The sequence below is a fragment of the Methanobrevibacter sp. genome, assembly GCF_045120835.1.
GTDB lineage: Archaea > Methanobacteriota > Methanobacteria > Methanobacteriales > Methanobacteriaceae > Methanocatella.
On sequence record NZ_JBGVFE010000026.1, the window covers coordinates 51,000 to 66,191 of the forward strand.

General features: G+C 36.4%; 15 protein-coding genes. 8 read left to right on the plus strand and 7 right to left on the minus strand.

The genetic code is table 11. From position 1 onward, the window contains the following. Nucleotides 1-82: 82 nt before the first annotated feature. Nucleotides 83-1,561, plus strand: coding sequence for a hypothetical protein (locus ACJMLO_RS02700; protein ID WP_405293675.1), 1,479 nt, complete (start codon nt 83-85; stop codon nt 1,559-1,561). Between the two features lie 187 nt (nt 1,562-1,748). Here the strand turns inward: ACJMLO_RS02700 and ACJMLO_RS02705 are convergent, their stop codons facing one another. The 3 genes from ACJMLO_RS02705 to ACJMLO_RS02715 form a co-directional block, all read right to left on the minus strand. After that, complete coding sequence (locus tag ACJMLO_RS02705) at nt 1,749-1,862, minus strand: symporter small accessory protein (RefSeq protein ID WP_405293677.1); 114 nt, start codon at nt 1,860-1,862, stop codon at nt 1,749-1,751. Beyond that, nucleotides 1,862-3,472 carry a sodium:solute symporter gene (locus ACJMLO_RS02710; protein WP_405293679.1) on the minus strand — a complete coding sequence of 537 codons (1,611 nt, stop codon included), beginning with the start codon at nt 3,470-3,472 and terminating at the stop codon, nt 1,862-1,864. Before ACJMLO_RS02710 ends, ACJMLO_RS02705 begins: the two co-directional genes overlap by 1 nt. A gap of 103 nt (nt 3,473-3,575) precedes the next feature. After that, the gene (locus ACJMLO_RS02715) at nt 3,576-4,376 is read right to left on the minus strand and encodes a tetratricopeptide repeat protein (RefSeq protein WP_405293681.1); all 801 of its coding nucleotides are present in this window, start codon (nt 4,374-4,376) and stop codon (nt 3,576-3,578) included. 230 nt (nt 4,377-4,606) lie between these two features. Between ACJMLO_RS02715 and ACJMLO_RS02720 the strand changes: the two genes are divergently transcribed. Continuing rightward, nucleotides 4,607-5,908 (plus strand): phenylacetate--CoA ligase family protein, encoded by a 1,302-nt coding sequence (locus ACJMLO_RS02720; protein WP_405293683.1) that lies wholly within the window; start codon nt 4,607-4,609, stop codon nt 5,906-5,908. A gap of 8 nt (nt 5,909-5,916) precedes the next feature. Continuing rightward, nucleotides 5,917-6,348, plus strand: a complete 432-nt coding sequence (locus ACJMLO_RS02725; protein ID WP_405293685.1) for an amino acid-binding protein — start codon at nt 5,917-5,919, stop codon at nt 6,346-6,348. Between the two features lie 175 nt (nt 6,349-6,523). Here ACJMLO_RS02725 and ACJMLO_RS02730 read toward each other — a convergent pair whose 3' ends face one another. The 4 genes from ACJMLO_RS02730 to ACJMLO_RS02745 form a co-directional block, all read right to left on the minus strand. Beyond that, nucleotides 6,524-6,802 carry a hypothetical protein gene (locus ACJMLO_RS02730; RefSeq protein ID WP_405293687.1) on the minus strand — a complete coding sequence of 93 codons (279 nt, stop codon included), beginning with the start codon at nt 6,800-6,802 and terminating at the stop codon, nt 6,524-6,526. Nucleotides 6,803-6,854: 52 nt separating this feature from the next. Then, nucleotides 6,855-7,439: an indolepyruvate oxidoreductase subunit beta gene (locus tag ACJMLO_RS02735; protein WP_405293689.1), complete on the minus strand. Its 585-nt coding sequence runs from the start codon at nt 7,437-7,439 to the stop codon at nt 6,855-6,857. A 4-nt stretch (nt 7,440-7,443) separates the two neighbouring features. Beyond that, the gene (iorA, locus tag ACJMLO_RS02740; RefSeq protein ID WP_405293691.1) at nt 7,444-9,336 is read right to left on the minus strand and encodes an indolepyruvate ferredoxin oxidoreductase subunit alpha; all 1,893 of its coding nucleotides are present in this window, start codon (nt 9,334-9,336) and stop codon (nt 7,444-7,446) included. A gap of 129 nt (nt 9,337-9,465) precedes the next feature. Beyond that, entirely contained in the window at nt 9,466-9,801 is a 336-nt protein-coding gene (locus tag ACJMLO_RS02745; protein WP_405293693.1) for a hypothetical protein, read from the minus strand. 221 nt (nt 9,802-10,022) lie between these two features. On the opposite strand from ACJMLO_RS02745, the gene tfrB reads away from it, so the two are divergent. The 5 genes from tfrB to glyS all read left to right on the plus strand — a co-directional run. After that, the gene (gene tfrB / locus ACJMLO_RS02750) at nt 10,023-11,498 is read left to right on the plus strand and encodes a fumarate reductase (CoM/CoB) subunit TfrB (RefSeq protein WP_405293695.1); all 1,476 of its coding nucleotides are present in this window, start codon (nt 10,023-10,025) and stop codon (nt 11,496-11,498) included. Between the two features lie 12 nt (nt 11,499-11,510). Beyond that, nucleotides 11,511-12,416 carry a TrmJ/YjtD family RNA methyltransferase gene (locus tag ACJMLO_RS02755; protein ID WP_405293697.1) on the plus strand — a complete coding sequence of 302 codons (906 nt, stop codon included), beginning with the start codon at nt 11,511-11,513 and terminating at the stop codon, nt 12,414-12,416. Then, entirely contained in the window at nt 12,413-13,243 is an 831-nt protein-coding gene (locus ACJMLO_RS02760; RefSeq protein WP_405293699.1) for a DUF362 domain-containing protein, read from the plus strand. The genes ACJMLO_RS02755 and ACJMLO_RS02760 overlap by 4 nt, the downstream gene beginning before the upstream one ends. A gap of 17 nt (nt 13,244-13,260) precedes the next feature. Next, entirely contained in the window at nt 13,261-13,848 is a 588-nt protein-coding gene (gene dcd, locus ACJMLO_RS02765; protein WP_405293701.1) for a dCTP deaminase, read from the plus strand. 12 nt (nt 13,849-13,860) lie between these two features. Then, on the plus strand, nt 13,861-15,192 hold a 1,332-nt coding region (gene glyS, locus ACJMLO_RS02770; RefSeq protein WP_405293703.1), incomplete at its 3' end, for a glycine--tRNA ligase.

Sequence of the window (15,192 nt, forward strand, 5' to 3'; positions counted from 1 at the left end):
TTTTATCTGAAAATATTTTAAAAAAAAGACAAATAATATTAAATACAAAATATAAATATAGATAAAAATTAATGGTGAAAATATGAAATTTAAAAAGGAATTATTATTCATTTGTATTGTTCTGCTTTTATTCGGCATTGCCAGTGTTAATGCAGAGGATTTGAATAATACTGAACTAACAATCAATGATGATTTTCAGCTGCTCGAAGAATCCAGTGATGAGACAATAAACCTTCCACAAGAAAACTTGCTTGGTGATGACGATGGAACATTCACCGCATTTCAAAAAAAGATTGATGATGCTCCAGATGGTTCAATAATAACTCTGGACAAAGATTACACATACGATGAAGGATTTGGCATAAATGGAATTCAAATCGGCAAAGATATAACCATTAACGGAAATGGTCATTCATTTAACGGATTGTCAAAATCCAGGATATTTCTTATTGAAATTGGCCTGTTAAAAAATAATAATGTGGTGCTGAATAATATAAAATTCCAAAACGGTTATACTGACTATTACGGTGGAGCAATATTCAATTTTGGAAATCTGACCATCAATAATTGTAAATTTGAAAACAATTATGCAAAATGCTGTGGCGGAGCAATCAATTCAGTCGGCAAATTGAATTGTAAAAATTCTGTTTTTAATAGAAATACTGCAAAAGGTGACGGAGGAGCCATTCTCTGTCTGTCATTTGACGGGTCCATTGATTTTTATGAGAATTACTATAAGGACAAAACCATAATTGGAGATATGGAATTCATATTGCCAATAAGCGTAGATGCTTCAATAAAGTTTGGTGAAGATTACATAACCGGATGTACTTTTACAAATAACGTTGCAAAAGGCCGTGGAGGCGGAGCAGTTTATGCATTCTCCAATTTGGATGTTAACTCATGCAACTTTAAATCCAATACCGCCGGAGAATTAGGTGGAGCAATATTTGGAAATAAGGATTTGTATGTAAAAAATTCTGTTTTCACCGAAAATCAGGCACGCAAATATGGTGGAGGAATCTACTTTAAATGCCATGAGATTACTTCAAATTACAACAACGGAAAATGGGTTTCAGGAGTAGCTTATTTCACCGGTTTGTTTGAAAGTTCAACCTTTGTAAAGAATTCTGCAGGCAAAGGAGGGGCAATATACGGGTTTGTCACCTCACTTTCAGATACCAACTTCTGGTCAGAAGCTATCAAATGTACTTTCGAAGACAACTCCGCACCAAGCTATAGGGACACCTATGGAGTAATCACTTCAAAATGCACATATAAGTATTTGGGACTAACCCTAAAAACCGTTAAAGTTAAAAAGTCTGCAAAAAAACTTGTTTTAACAGCAACTCTTAAACACGGAACAACTCCTCTTAAGGCTAAAAAGATTACCTTCAAGTTTAAGGGCAAGAAATACATCGCAAAAACCAATGCAAAGGGCATTGCGAAAGTGACAATTAAGAAAAATGTCCTGAATAAACTTAAAGTTGGTAAAAAAGTCAAATATCAAGCGAGTTATGAAAAGATAACTGTTAAAAAAACTGCAAAAGTGAAAAAATAACTTATTATGAAGAAAATCTTCTTCATAATCTATTTTTGATTTTAGATTGCCTATAACCATCAGGGCCAGATTAATTCCTTCTCAAATCCTATTATATATATCTTCAAGCCTAAAATCTTAAGTTTTCATAAAAGGGGCTCTGAAATTTAATTCTGCACGAAAAATAAAAAAAGAAAGAAGATTAAATCTAATCTCCTTTGTTCCAGTTTACAATACCATAACCAATACATAAAAGTGTTGATAATATAATTCCAAGATATACTCCCCAAATCCATGGGTCCTCAATTCCTAAAATTCCCATTATGCATCACTTCCTTTTGTATCAATTTGAGAGAATGCCTTATCAACTACCTCTTGAGCCGGAGGTTTGGTAAGTAAACTTACAACAATAACAAATATTGCAGAAACAGGCACTGCTATCAACATTACATCAATAAACGGCCATGGTGCAGCCGGAAGGATTGTATCCACACCCAATATGAATTTGCAGATTCCAAGTCCAACTGCAGTCTTTTTGAATACAAACATCAGCCAGAACAGACTTACCAATGTTCCGGAAACTATTCCTGCAATAGCTCCAGGCCTTGTAATTCCTTTCCAGTAAAGTGCTCCTAAAAATACTGGCAGGAATGCTGCAGCACAGATTTCAAAGAAGAGACTTGTTCCAAGCGCAACCACACTTCCCGGAAGTGAAAATGCCATAATCAATGCAAGAAGAATAGCTATTAGAATGCCCACTCTTGAAATTGACACGTCATCCAATCTTCTTTTGGCCTTGTCTCTCAGTACTGAGTAAATATCCACACCGAATGCAGTTCCCTGTGTGTGCAACTGTGAAGATATAGTTGACATTGCTGCTGCAATCAATGATAACAGGAATATATATACAAACCATTCAGGCAGCGCCATTGTAATGAATGTCGGAATGACCTTGTCGATGTTTCCTCCAACCACATCCACTGCGATTTTACCTAACTTATCGAAGAAGTATACATTTGAAAGTGATCCTACGATATATGCAGTGGTCGGCATGATTGCAATGAAGATTCCTCCAATCAATACTGACCTGTTCAGTTCCTTGTCTGATTTAACTGTCATGAACCTTACAATCAGTGAAGGCTGTGCGAGTACACCGATACCTACACCGATTAATGTTGAGGATACAAGTGACCACCAGAAAGGTGTTCCAAACTCTGGGAAGGCCGTCCAGCCCGTACCTCCCGTTGCAATAGCGTCTGCAGGATATAAATTAACCATATTTGTCAGCGCAGTGTTTGCAGTGTCGACTCCTCCAAGAAGCCAATATACAAATACAAGCAGGAACACCATTGCAACGACCATGATTGTTCCCTGCAGGGCATCGGTATACATTACACCACGGATTCCTCCGAACAATACATAAAATGTAATGATTATTGATAATATTAAAAGTGCAATACTGAAATCAATCAATAAGGATGATTCCAAGAATCTTGCAGCTCCAATCAATACTACTGCAGCATAAATTGGCATTGCACAGAAAATAATCAATCCTGATGCATATTGGATAAACTTACTGTCAAAACGTTTTCCCAAAAACTCAGGGAAAGTTAATGATCCCAATGCATGTCCCATCCTACGGGTTCTTTTTCCTAAAAATACAAATGCAATAAATACACCAATGATAATGTTTAAGAATGCTAACCATAAAACACTCATACCATATTCACTGGCAACCCCTCCAAAACCAACAATAGCTGCTGTCGAAATAAAAGTAGCTCCATAACTCATTGCCATGATAAATGGATGCGTATCCTTACCAGCAATCATGAAGTCTTCAGAGGAATTGGTTTTTTTGTACGCATAATAACCTACAAAAACAAGCGCAAATATGTAGATTATAAATACGATTGCCAAAATCATTACGTCCATAAATAATTACCTCTAAAATATAATAAATCAATATTACAATTAATCTATTATATCCAAAGTTATATAAAGCTTGCTATAATACATTAATGTACTTTTTTGTACATTATTCTGTTTCACTAATCAAATAATTGGCCCCGCAAATTTCACCCCCTTGAACACCACGGTAATGATAATCCATGAAAATCCTTAAAACCTCATCAATCGTAATTTCAACAGGCGCAGAAGTCCTGATTTCAATATTCAAATCTTCAGCCATAGCATTATGAATTGCAGATTTCAACAAAAGTTCATGTTCATCATCAAGCACACCTACACTATTTACAATACTTAAAGCATCATCATATCTTTTAGAAAACAATTTAAGCATGAAAGGAATCGACAATTTTAAGATATCCTTATCATAAAGTTCCAAAAGTCTATCAGCACAATCACTCATCATGTCATAATCTTTAAGAGAACCTGCAATCATGGATTTTTGTCGAACGGCATCAACAAAATCTCCATCAATAGACAATGCCATATCACAGTACTTCAACGCTTTTTCATCATCGCCAACCAAGCTAAAGAGTTCAGAGACATCCACAAGAGCTCTTTCATCATTCCTATCAACTATACGCTCAAGTTCAACCAAAGCTCTGACTGCATTCCTCTTTTCACCATTGAAGTAATGACATTGAACCTTTTGAGCCCAAAAAATATCCTCATAAGGGCATTTTTCAATAGCAGAATTGATTACCATTAATGCTTCATCAAAACGATTCAAACCTCTTAAACAGCCAATCTTAAGAAACATGACAAGTTTGAAATATTCATCTTCAAATTCTTCGCCATTTAAAATTTCTAATGCTCCGACATAATTTTTGTCGTCAAATTCTTTTTTAGCTTCTTCAATTTTTAAATTCAAAATAATCACCATATAAATTTTATTATAACAAACTATAAATACCTTATATCTTAAATAAAGTAAAAATTGATATTCTTTTGTAATTATACGAGTTTAAATCAATATTTACATCAAAGCATTAAAAACTAATTAAAATTGAAATCAAAAAATTAAACAGTTAACTAAACTTTTATATCAAATAACATTCATAATTAAACATGCTAAAAAAAAATTATTAAAATAGGGATATCATGTTTTGGGATGAAAAAGCCGAATGTATGGGCAAAGAAGAAAAAAATAAGATTCAGTTAGAAAGACTGCAAAAAACCGTAAAACTCGCATATGAAAATGTAGAATTTTATAAAAAAAGATTTGATGAAATCGGATTGAAGCCTGAAGACATCAAAACACTTGAAGACATTGAAAAAATTCCATTTACAACAAAAAGCGATTTAAGGGAAGCTTATCCTTTAGGACTTTTGGCCGTCCCTCGTGAAGAAATCGTTGAAGTTCATGCATCATCCGGAACAACCGGAAAGCCAACAGTTACCGCATACACACAGAATGATTTGGACATTTGGGGAGAATGCATTGCACGTGGACTCAAGATGGCTGATGCTGAAAAAGAATATATTATCCAAAATGCTTACGGATACGGATTGTTTACTGGAGGATTCGGTATTCACCACGGAGGAAATAGAATGGGAGCAATAACCATTCCAATTTCAGCGGGAAACACACAAAGGCAACTCGATACAATGGTTGACTTTCAAAGTGATATCTTAACCTGTACCCCTTCCTATGCAATGTATCTTGGAGAGTCCAGAGAAAAATCAGGAATTTCTCTTGAAGACATTAATCTGAAGGCAGGAATACATGGAGCTGAAATGTGGACTGATGAAATGCGTAAAAGGATTGAAAGTTCCCTTGGAATTAAAACCCATAATATTTACGGTCTAACCGAAGTTATGGGCCCTGGAGTTGCCCAGGAATGTGGCGAACAAAACGGAATGCATATCCAGGACGATCATTTCTATCCCGAAATTATAAACCCCGAAACCGGCGAAACCCTAGACTACGGTGAAAAGGGAGAACTTGTTCTAACTTCACTAACAAAAACCGGAATGCCTATTTTAAGATTTAGAACAAAAGATTTGACTTCACTCATAGGAGACAAATGTGAATGTGGAAGAACAACTGTCAGAATGACAAGAATCACCGGCAGAAGCGATGACATGCTAAAAATCAAAGGAGTTATGGTTTTCCCATCACAAATTGAAAAGGCATTGCTTAAGGTTTCCGGAGCAAGCCCTAACTACATGATTCATGTAACAAGACCCGACATCCTAGATGAAGTGGAAGTTAAGGTTGAGGCTACAAAAGATTTATTCTCAGATGAAATGAAAGAAATGGAAAGAGTAGAAAAAGAAATACAAGCATCCATCAGGTCAGAAACTGGTCTTAGAGTAGATGTAAGTATCGTTGAGCCGGAATCACTTCCAAGAAGTGAAGGTAAGGCCGTACGTGTAATTGATGAAAGGAACTTTGAATAGGTGATAAAATGGCAGTGAAACAAATTTCAATATTCGTAGAAAACAAAGAGGGAAGAATTAAAAAAGCTATTGATACATTAGCAAAAGAAAACATTAACATCCGTGCATTGTCAATTGCAGATACAACAAAATACGGAATTTTAAGATTAATCGTTTCTGATAATGAAAAGGCAATAGCCGCTCTTGAAAAGGACGGTTTTATTGTAAAGGAAAATGAAGTCATTATTTTGGCAGTTCCTGATGAACCTAATGGCCTAAACTCAACATTAGCTGTTTTTGATGAAAAAGGAATTAACTTAGAATACTTATACGCCTTTGTAAGCAGCAAAACAGATGAAGCCATTGTCGTTATGAGACTGGAAAATATGGAAAAGGCCATTGAAGCATTGAAAGAAAGCAATGTTAAAATATTAGATGAAAACGATATTAAGGATTTATAGAAAAGATTAACTCTTTTCTAAAAATTATTCTTTCTTTGATTTAAAGTACCTTTTCTAAAGAGACCTCAGTCTTTTCAGAAATCACTATCCTCATCACCATATTTCAACAAACTACACTAATCTGTTCAATACCGTGAAAAATTAATAGATAAAAAAAAGAATAAAAGAATTATAACTAAAATTCTTTTAATAAATTTGAAATATCTTCTTTTGAATAACCTAAACGTACAAAAAGACTTTTTAAAGGTTCAGTTTCGGGAACGGTACCTAATTCCCTCCAGTTTTGAAAATCATTACTTAAAATACCATTAATTAAAAGCTGAATAGTTATCAAATCATCACTTTTAATCGCAATGAATGCATCCTCATCTTTGAAGACATTTTCCGGATCAATTAATGTTATTCTACCATCCCTCTCTTTTTTTACAATAGCATTGTCAATTTTGTAAGCCATAATACCACAACTCATATATAATTAATATTTTAATTTAAATACTATATAAAATTTAACCCTTGATAGATTTGTATCCACTTTCGATTGCCTTTAAATTCATTTCATGGAATTTAGGTTTTAAATTGTTTTTCATTGCATCAATAACTGATTCTTTTGTGAGCGGAAATTTATCATCAGCAGTAACTGCACCTAAAAGAACCATATTCAAGGATAAAACACTTCCTGCATCAATGGCAAGCTGAGTTCCATCAATTGGAAGAACATGTTTAAAGTTTTCCTTTAAAATCTTTGTTATATTATCCACACCAGGATACGCCTTATCAGAAGAAGATGGCACTATCGGATGAGTATTGTAAACAATTTTGGTTTCGGAGTTTACCTTATCCAATCCCCTTATTGTTTCAATCGGTTCAAAGGAAAGCAACATGTCTGCAGCATGATTTGGAATGATAGAAGAATTGTATCCTCCAATTTTTAATTCAGTTGAAACAGATCCTCCCCTTTGAGACATTCCGTGAATTTCGCTCATCACCACATCCAGGCCCTGATTCATTGCAGCTTCACCGATAATTGTAGAAGTTTTAATAATTCCTTGACCTCCTACACCGCAAATATAAATACTATAATGATTATCCATATTATCACCTACCTGCCTCTAAAGCGCCATATTTACAGACTTGTATACAAACATTACATCCGTCACATTGGGATTCGTCAATTGTGATTTTTCCATTGACCCTTGAAATAGCCGGACAAGCCAATTCATTTACGCACTTGTCACAATCATTACAATTTTTCTCAACAAATTGTACAGGAGGCTTTTTGGTCAAGCCTTTAATCAAGGTACATGGAGCTTTTGAAATAATTACTGCAGTATCATCCCTTTGGAAAGCTTCAACATATGTTTTTACAACCTGGTCCAGGTTAAACGGATTAATGACACGTACGTAATCACATCCACAAGCCAATGCAAGTTTTCTAATGGAAATTTCAGGAGCCTCATCCCCCATTCCATCAACAGGAATCCCTGGGTTTGGCTGACCTCCAGTCATTGCAGTAATCCTATTGTCCAAAACGGTCAATACAAAATTGTGCTTGTTGTGAACCGCATTGATCAATGGGGAAACACCGCTGTGGAAGAATGTGGAATCTCCAATGAAGCTTGCCACTTTCTGGTCTGTTGAAACTGAAAATCCACAGCCATCACCAACACTTGAACCCATTGACAACAGATAATCAGCAGCATTATATGGAGGATTGATTCCAAGAGTATAACATCCAATATCAGAAGCGAATATTACATCTGAAGGTTTTAAGCCCAACTCCTCTATTGCAAGATTTATTCCATAATACATTGCCCTATGAGGGCATCCTGCACATAGGACAGGTGCACGGGACGGAATGTCTGCCTGCAGTTTTTCCAAACCTGATGAATAGTCAACATTAGCATCTTCTTTAAAGTTAAGCACCTTATTCAATCCATCTGCAACAATGTCTGAATTGAATTCATGATATAAAGGGAACGTATCGTCCAGTTTACCGTGTACACTGACATTCATCTTCTCCTCACCGATGACCGCCAAGGTCTCCCTTTCAATAATCGGGTCAACTTCCTCAACGACAAATACTTCATCAACGTCATTTAAGAAGTCAGTGACCTTATCTTTCGGAAACGGATATGAAAATCCAAGCTTTAGGATATCAATGTCAAGATTATTGAATTTGCATACGTCATGAGCGTAATTATATGCACTGCTTGAAGCGATTAGACCGTATTTCTTATCATCCGCCAATGCGATTTCCATGTTGTAATCACTTTTGTTGGCGATTTCTTCAATTTTGTGGATTTTGTCCCATAGTCGGATGTGCATATCTCCTGCAAAGGCCGGAACCGGAACGTATTTAGACGGATCTTTGTTGAAGTGACCTCTCTTCCAGTGATTATCATTATTTGATGAGTTGTCCCTGACCTCTCCAAATTCGACTACTCCCCTCATATGGGATACTCGAGTGGTAGTCCTAACTATAACAGGCAGACCGAACTGTTCGGATAAATCGAAGGCATATTTAACCATGTCCTTGACTTCCTGACAATTTGATGGCTCCAAAATAGGAACATTGGCCAATCTTGCATAGTTACGTGTGTCCTGTTCATTTTGAGATGAGAAAAGTGATGGGTCGTCTGCAGATAAAATCACCATTCCACCGGTTACGCCTGAATATGCAGTGGTCATGAATGAATCTGCCGCAACGTTCATTCCCACATGCTTCATAAAAGTAAATGACCTTAATCCTGAAGCGGCTGCAGTAGCAGCAACCTCCATGGCAACCTTTTCATTGGTGGAAAACTCAAAATAAATATTAGCATCCTTAGCCAATACTGATAATACATTTCCAATCTCTGATGAAGGAGTTCCTGGATATGTGGCCGCAATTGAAACACCTGCTTCTATTACTCCCCGAACAGCAGCCTCATTACCTAGCAAAAACTGTTTTTCACCAGACCCTCCTGTAACTAATTCTTTTAAATTCATTATATTTTCCTCAAAATATCATTTATACATATTTACTTAATATTTCAAAGTATAAGTATATTTTCAAAAATGCACGGAATTCCCACATTTAGAGAAATCCCACAACAAAAAGAATTAAGGGCAAAAATTTTATAATTTTACCCATCGAAATTTAATAGGTCCTGCACTGGACCAAGATTCAGCATAGTATTTTCCTTTTTTCGTTCCGCCATCATTAGATTTTTTGCTTACTGAAATTTTGACTTTTGCTTTGACAATCTTATTAGCTGAAGCCTGGTATTTTATATATTTTCCTGTGCTTTTAGTAACTTGTTTGCCATTTTTAATTTTTTTAATATCACTATTTGTTAATTTAACTTTATATTTCCCAATTTTTACATTTTTACTTGCGCTAACGGCACTCAGGCTCATTCCAACAACAAATAATACTAGAAGGGATAAGACAAGTATTTTTCTTTTATCCATTATTCGACCTCCTTATATTTAAATTGCAAATAACATTTATATTAACTTATTTGATATTAAAAATCAGTTGACGATATCTGTAGATTGACTTTTACCATTTACAGAAATTGTGGCATTCTCGGATATTAATGATAAATCCAATTATAGTAAATATAATATATTGTTAAGATACAAACATTATATTATAATGTTTTATAAACTTACAGTTTTAGAGGGATATGATGATTAAAGTTTACGTTTCAAGATTTAATAGTGAAACTGACACAGAACCTCATCTGGAGTGTTATGAAATAGAGCAAACACCCCATATGAAAGTTCTAGATGCATTGCAGGCTATTAATGACAAATATGATGCCGACATCAGTTTTCAAAGCTCCTGTAGGGCAGGCCAATGTGGATCTTGCGGAATATTGTTTAAAGGAAACGGGGCTTTAGCTTGTCAGAAAGAAATAAAGGACGGAGCGATTATTGAACCTCTTAATTTTCCAGTGATAAAAGACCTTATTGTCGACAAATCAAGCATAGAAGCCAAGGTTAAAGATTTGGAATTGTCCCTTCAATGTGACCATGAATGCAGCGAAGTTGATTCCAGCATTACAAAACAGGATTCGGCCGAAACCAAAAAGGTCAGAAGCTGCATAGAATGTTATTCATGCTATTCAACCTGTCCTGTCGTCAACATTGCAACTGAAGACTTTGGCGGACCTTATCTCATGAGATACATCAGAAAATTTGAAAGTGACCCAAGAGATAAGTTTGATAGGCTTAAGGAGGCTTTGGATGATGGACTTTACAACTGTACCAGCTGCGGCAAGTGTCTTGCGGTTTGTCCTAAAAACATCAATACATTCGGTGATGCAATCGAGAAAATGAGAGCCATTGCAGTTGCAAACGGCTCAGGACCGCTTCCAGAGCATGTTGCATTCAAGGAAAACATCCTAAAAAGTGGAAGATCAGTTACAACCGACAAACCTTCTTTCATTGAAGAAGTGGAAAACTACAAAGGTTCTAAAATAGCCTTCTTTACCGGATGTATGGTTGATTACAAGTTCCCTGAAACTGGAAAGAAACTTGTTAAAATACTTAAAGAAAATGGAATCGACATTGATGTGCCTGAAGGCCAGGTATGCTGCGGTTCACCGCTTCTGAGAACCGGTCAGACCGACATAGTTCAGGATCTTGTCGACAAAAACAAGGAAGTCTTTAAAGATTATGATACTGTTATAACCATCTGTTCAGGCTGTGGAGCTACCTTAAAAAATAATCATCCGGAATTCGGCTCCAATCTGAATGTAATGGACATCAGTGAATTTCTAGCAGACAAGCTTGATGCATCTAAACTGAATGAAGTTGATATGAAGGTTACCTATCACGATCCATGCCACTTAGGAAGAGGACAGGGAATTAAGGACCAGCCAAGAGACATAATTGAAATGATTCCCGGCGTGGAGCTTGAAGAGATGCTTTATCCCTGCCAATGCTGTGGAGCAGGAGGAGGAATAAAATCCGGAAAACCTGAAATTGCAATGGACCTGTCAAAGTCCAAAGCTGAAATGATAAAAGATACCGGCGCTGAAGCCGTCATTACAATCTGTCCGTTTTGCAAACTAAATCTGCAGGACGGTCTGGATGCGATAGGATGTGAAGACATTAAGTCCATGCATATCCTGGAATTATTAGATAAAGCTTACGAATAATTATATTAGGAGTTGATTAAAATAGGAGATGCTGCTGTAAGTGAAGAAAAAGTAGTTGAAACCACTATGGCTTCACCTGAAAAAAAAGATGAAAGCAAAACCGAAAAGAAATCAACTTCTGCAAAAAAAGCAAAATCCAAAACTCAATCCAGAGGAAGCGGAAGAGTCAAACTCATAAGAGAGAAAGAACAAGAGGAAATAAGCCTCTTTAAAGAAAACATCCATATCGTTTTTGTTGAGTGTGAAACTCCTGGAAATGTTGGTTTTCTTGCAAGGACAATGGCAAACTTTGGATTAAAAAATCTGGTATTGATAAATCCTCCAAAACTGACAAACGAAGCATATTATCAGGCAACCCATGGGAAATACATTGTAGAAAATGCAAAAATATATCCGACACTGGACGAATTCTACCAATCCCAAAGGATTGACTTTAAAGTTGCTTCAACAGGAATGGCTGGAGGAAGTTACAACCTGTCAAGAATTCCTCTAAAACCGGAAGAACTTGGCAAATCAATGAACGTTTCAAATAAAATAGCCATTTTATTTGGAAGGGAAGGTAATGGACTTACAAATAAAGAAATAGACGACTGCGATATTTGCGTATCCATACCTACTGATCCCACTTACCCGATAATGAATATTTCACATGCCGCAGCAATCATATTTTATGAATTGTTTAAAAACAAGCATGAATTTGGTGTGGAAGGTCTTAGTGAAAGCAGCGATTTTGAAAAGGAATATCTGCAAAAGGATATGAATGCACTGATAGATTCACTGGACATTCCGGAACATAAAAAGAAAAACGGTAAAAAGACTTTCAACAATATCATTTCACGTGCCTTTATAACCGGACGTGAAGCTCATACTATGAAAGGAATTTTAAGAAGATTAAAAAATAAGATTGGTGAACAATGAGAAGGCCTAGAATTGTAGACTTTAGTATATTTATCCTCAAATATATTTTCAACTGGAGGTTTTGGATAGCAGAGATTACCAAGAAATCCAGAATATACAAGAAAATAGTTGACAAGATTCTTTTTGAGGATGATGAAATTATTGTTATTCCAAATACAATTAACATCAATCAGAAAATAGAATCCGAGGGTTCTGAATTCCTGCCTACCGAAGTGATTAAGGATGTTATCAGACGCTGCGATGATATTGTCATTATGAATTCCTGCCTTTGCAGATCTTCAAATGACTGTAAGGATTATCCTAAAGACATAGGTTGCATTTTCCTTGGACCTACAGCCAATAAGATTCCAAGCCATGTAGGCAAAAAGGCAACTGTAGAAGAGGCACTGGAACATGTGGATGAAGCCGATGCGGCCGGATTAAGCCACATCATTGGAAGAAATAAGATTGATACCGTATGGATGAATATACATCCTGGAAAAGGACTGTTGACCATATGTCATTGCTGTCCGTGCTGCTGTCTTTGGAAAGTTTACCCGAATCTGGACGAAGACATAAGCGGCAAATTGGAAAAGCTCAATGGCGTGGAAGTGAAACTTCATGAGGACAATTGCAGATTATGCAAGAAATGTTTGGATGAAGTCTGCATGTTCCAGGCAATCAGCTTAAACGACAATAAGATTTCCATTGATTATGATACCTGTAAAGGCTGTGGCCTTTGCGTTAACGTTTGTAAATTTGATGCCATTACAATTGACTACGATGATGAAACCATTGAAAATGTGGTCAATAGAATGGAAGATTTAATTGAAATAAAAGAATTATAAATTATTTGTGTGAAATTATGGCAATTTTAAGTGATAAAACTATAAGAGAATATTTAAAAGAAGGGAAAATAGGATTTGACCCTCTTGAAGATGAAAAGCAGATACAGCCATCTTCCATTGACATGAGATTGGGAGATGAATTTAAGGTATTCAAAGTGATTAGAAAACCATATATCGACCCTAAAGATGAAGAAGAGGTTGCATCATATATGGAATCAACAACCGTCGAAAAAGGCGAAGCATTTATAATCCACCCAAATGAATTTGCCCTTGCCACAACATTGGAGTATGTCAAAATACCTGATGACCTTGTTGCAAGAGTGGAAGGCCGTTCAAGCATGGGAAGATTAGGAGTTACAATGCACGTTACTGCAGGATTTATCGACCCAGGTTTTGAAGGAAAAATCACTTTGGAAATATCCAACATCGGAGCAATGCCGGTAGCCCTTTATCCCGGCCAAAGAGTATGTCAGATTGTATTTGAAACCATGACCACTCCCTCTGAATTGCCTTATGGACACCCTGATAGAAATAGCAAATATATGGGTCAGACTCGCCCAGAAAGCAGCAGAGTTAAACAAGATTATGAATTAAAAAAAGATTAGGAGCCAATATTTATGAATCACGATAAAATGTCAAATGTCAGTGCCAAAAGAGGATTTTTATGGCCATCCTTTGAGATATACTCCGGAGTTTCCGGTTTTACTGATTACGGACCCCTCGGAGCAAGCCTTAAAAACAAAATCATGCAAAAATGGAGAAAGCAATACGTTTCAGGCGAAGGCTTTTACGAAATAGAAGGACCTACCGTAATGCCGAAGGAAGTTCTAAAGGCATCCGGACATGTCGATAACTTTACCGACCCAATGTGTAAATGTGAAGAGTGTGGAGAAGTATTCAGAGCCGACCACATTATCGAAGAAGTGATTGGAGAGGATGTGGAAAGCCTGGAAAATGAAGAGCTTGACCAGATTGTCATTGACAATAATATTGTCTGTCCCGAATGTGGAGGAAAACTGTCCAACATCTGGAATTACAACCTGATGTTTAAAACCGAAATCGGTGCCAAAGGGGATAAAGTAGGTTACATGAGGCCTGAAACTGCACAGGGAATATTCATTTTATTCAAACGTTTGGAAAGGTTTTTCAGAGGAAAATTGCCATTTGGAGTCGTTCAACTTGGAAAAGCATACAGAAATGAAATTTCTCCAAGACAAGGAGTAATCAGACTCAGAGAATTTACACAAGCTGAAGCAGAAATCTTTTTAAACCCTCAGGACAAGACCCATCCGAAATTTTCACAGATTGAAGACGTTGTCTTACGCTTAAATTCACAGGAAGTTCAGGAAAAAGACTTGGAGCCTTTGGAAATCACAGCACGTGAGGCATTGGATGAAGGCATTGTCGCCAACGAGATGTTAATTTACCAGTTATATCTTGCACGCAAATTCTTGACTGAAATCGGAATTCCGGAAGATGTTTTAAGATTCAGACAACACTTAAAAGGAGAAATGGCCCATTATGCCCTTGACTGCTGGGACGTTGAGGTTAAAACCGACAAATATGGTTGGGTTGAAATCATCGGAATTGCCGACAGGGGAGATTACGATTTATCCTCACACAACAAGTACAGTAACGAAGAAATGAACGTATTCATGGAATTCGATGAACCTAAAAAGGTTCAAAAGACTGTTGTAAAACCTAACCTGTCCAAATTTGGACCTATCTTTAAAGGAGATTCCCCTAAAGTAAAAAAAGCAATTGAAGATGCAAGTGTTGAAGAGATTAAAGATGCAATAGAAAAAGACGGTAAATTTACCGTTGAATTGGATAAGGTTTACGAAGTCAGCGAAGATTTGCTTATCTTTGAAGATGTTGAAGAGGAAATAACCGGAGAAAAGATTGTTCCCCATGTCATTGAGCCTTCATTCGGTATTGACCGTATAACC

What these genes read in the sequence shown, in the direction of transcription:
- ACJMLO_RS02710 (WP_405293679.1), bottom strand. Translation starts at nt 3,472, where the DNA reads ATGGACGTAATGATTTTGGCAATCGTATTTATAATCTACATATTTGCG.
- ACJMLO_RS02705 (WP_405293677.1), bottom strand. Translation starts at nt 1,862, where the DNA reads ATGGGAATTTTAGGAATTGAGGACCCATGGATTTGGGGAGTATATCTT.
- ACJMLO_RS02745 (WP_405293693.1), bottom strand. Translation starts at nt 9,801, where the DNA reads ATGGATAAAAGAAAAATACTTGTCTTATCCCTTCTAGTATTATTTGTT.
- ACJMLO_RS02725 (WP_405293685.1), top strand. Translation starts at nt 5,917, where the DNA reads ATGGCAGTGAAACAAATTTCAATATTCGTAGAAAACAAAGAGGGAAGA.
- ACJMLO_RS02730 (WP_405293687.1), bottom strand. Translation starts at nt 6,802, where the DNA reads ATGGCTTACAAAATTGACAATGCTATTGTAAAAAAAGAGAGGGATGGT.
- ACJMLO_RS02760 (WP_405293699.1), top strand. Translation starts at nt 12,413, where the DNA reads ATGAGAAGGCCTAGAATTGTAGACTTTAGTATATTTATCCTCAAATAT.
- tfrB (WP_405293695.1), top strand. Translation starts at nt 10,023, where the DNA reads ATGATTAAAGTTTACGTTTCAAGATTTAATAGTGAAACTGACACAGAA.
- iorA (WP_405293691.1), bottom strand. Translation starts at nt 9,336, where the DNA reads ATGAATTTAAAAGAATTAGTTACAGGAGGGTCTGGTGAAAAACAGTTT.
- ACJMLO_RS02720 (WP_405293683.1), top strand. Translation starts at nt 4,607, where the DNA reads ATGTTTTGGGATGAAAAAGCCGAATGTATGGGCAAAGAAGAAAAAAAT.
- ACJMLO_RS02700 (WP_405293675.1), top strand. Translation starts at nt 83, where the DNA reads ATGAAATTTAAAAAGGAATTATTATTCATTTGTATTGTTCTGCTTTTA.
- ACJMLO_RS02735 (WP_405293689.1), bottom strand. Translation starts at nt 7,439, where the DNA reads ATGGATAATCATTATAGTATTTATATTTGCGGTGTAGGAGGTCAAGGA.
- dcd (WP_405293701.1), top strand. Translation starts at nt 13,261, where the DNA reads ATGGCAATTTTAAGTGATAAAACTATAAGAGAATATTTAAAAGAAGGG.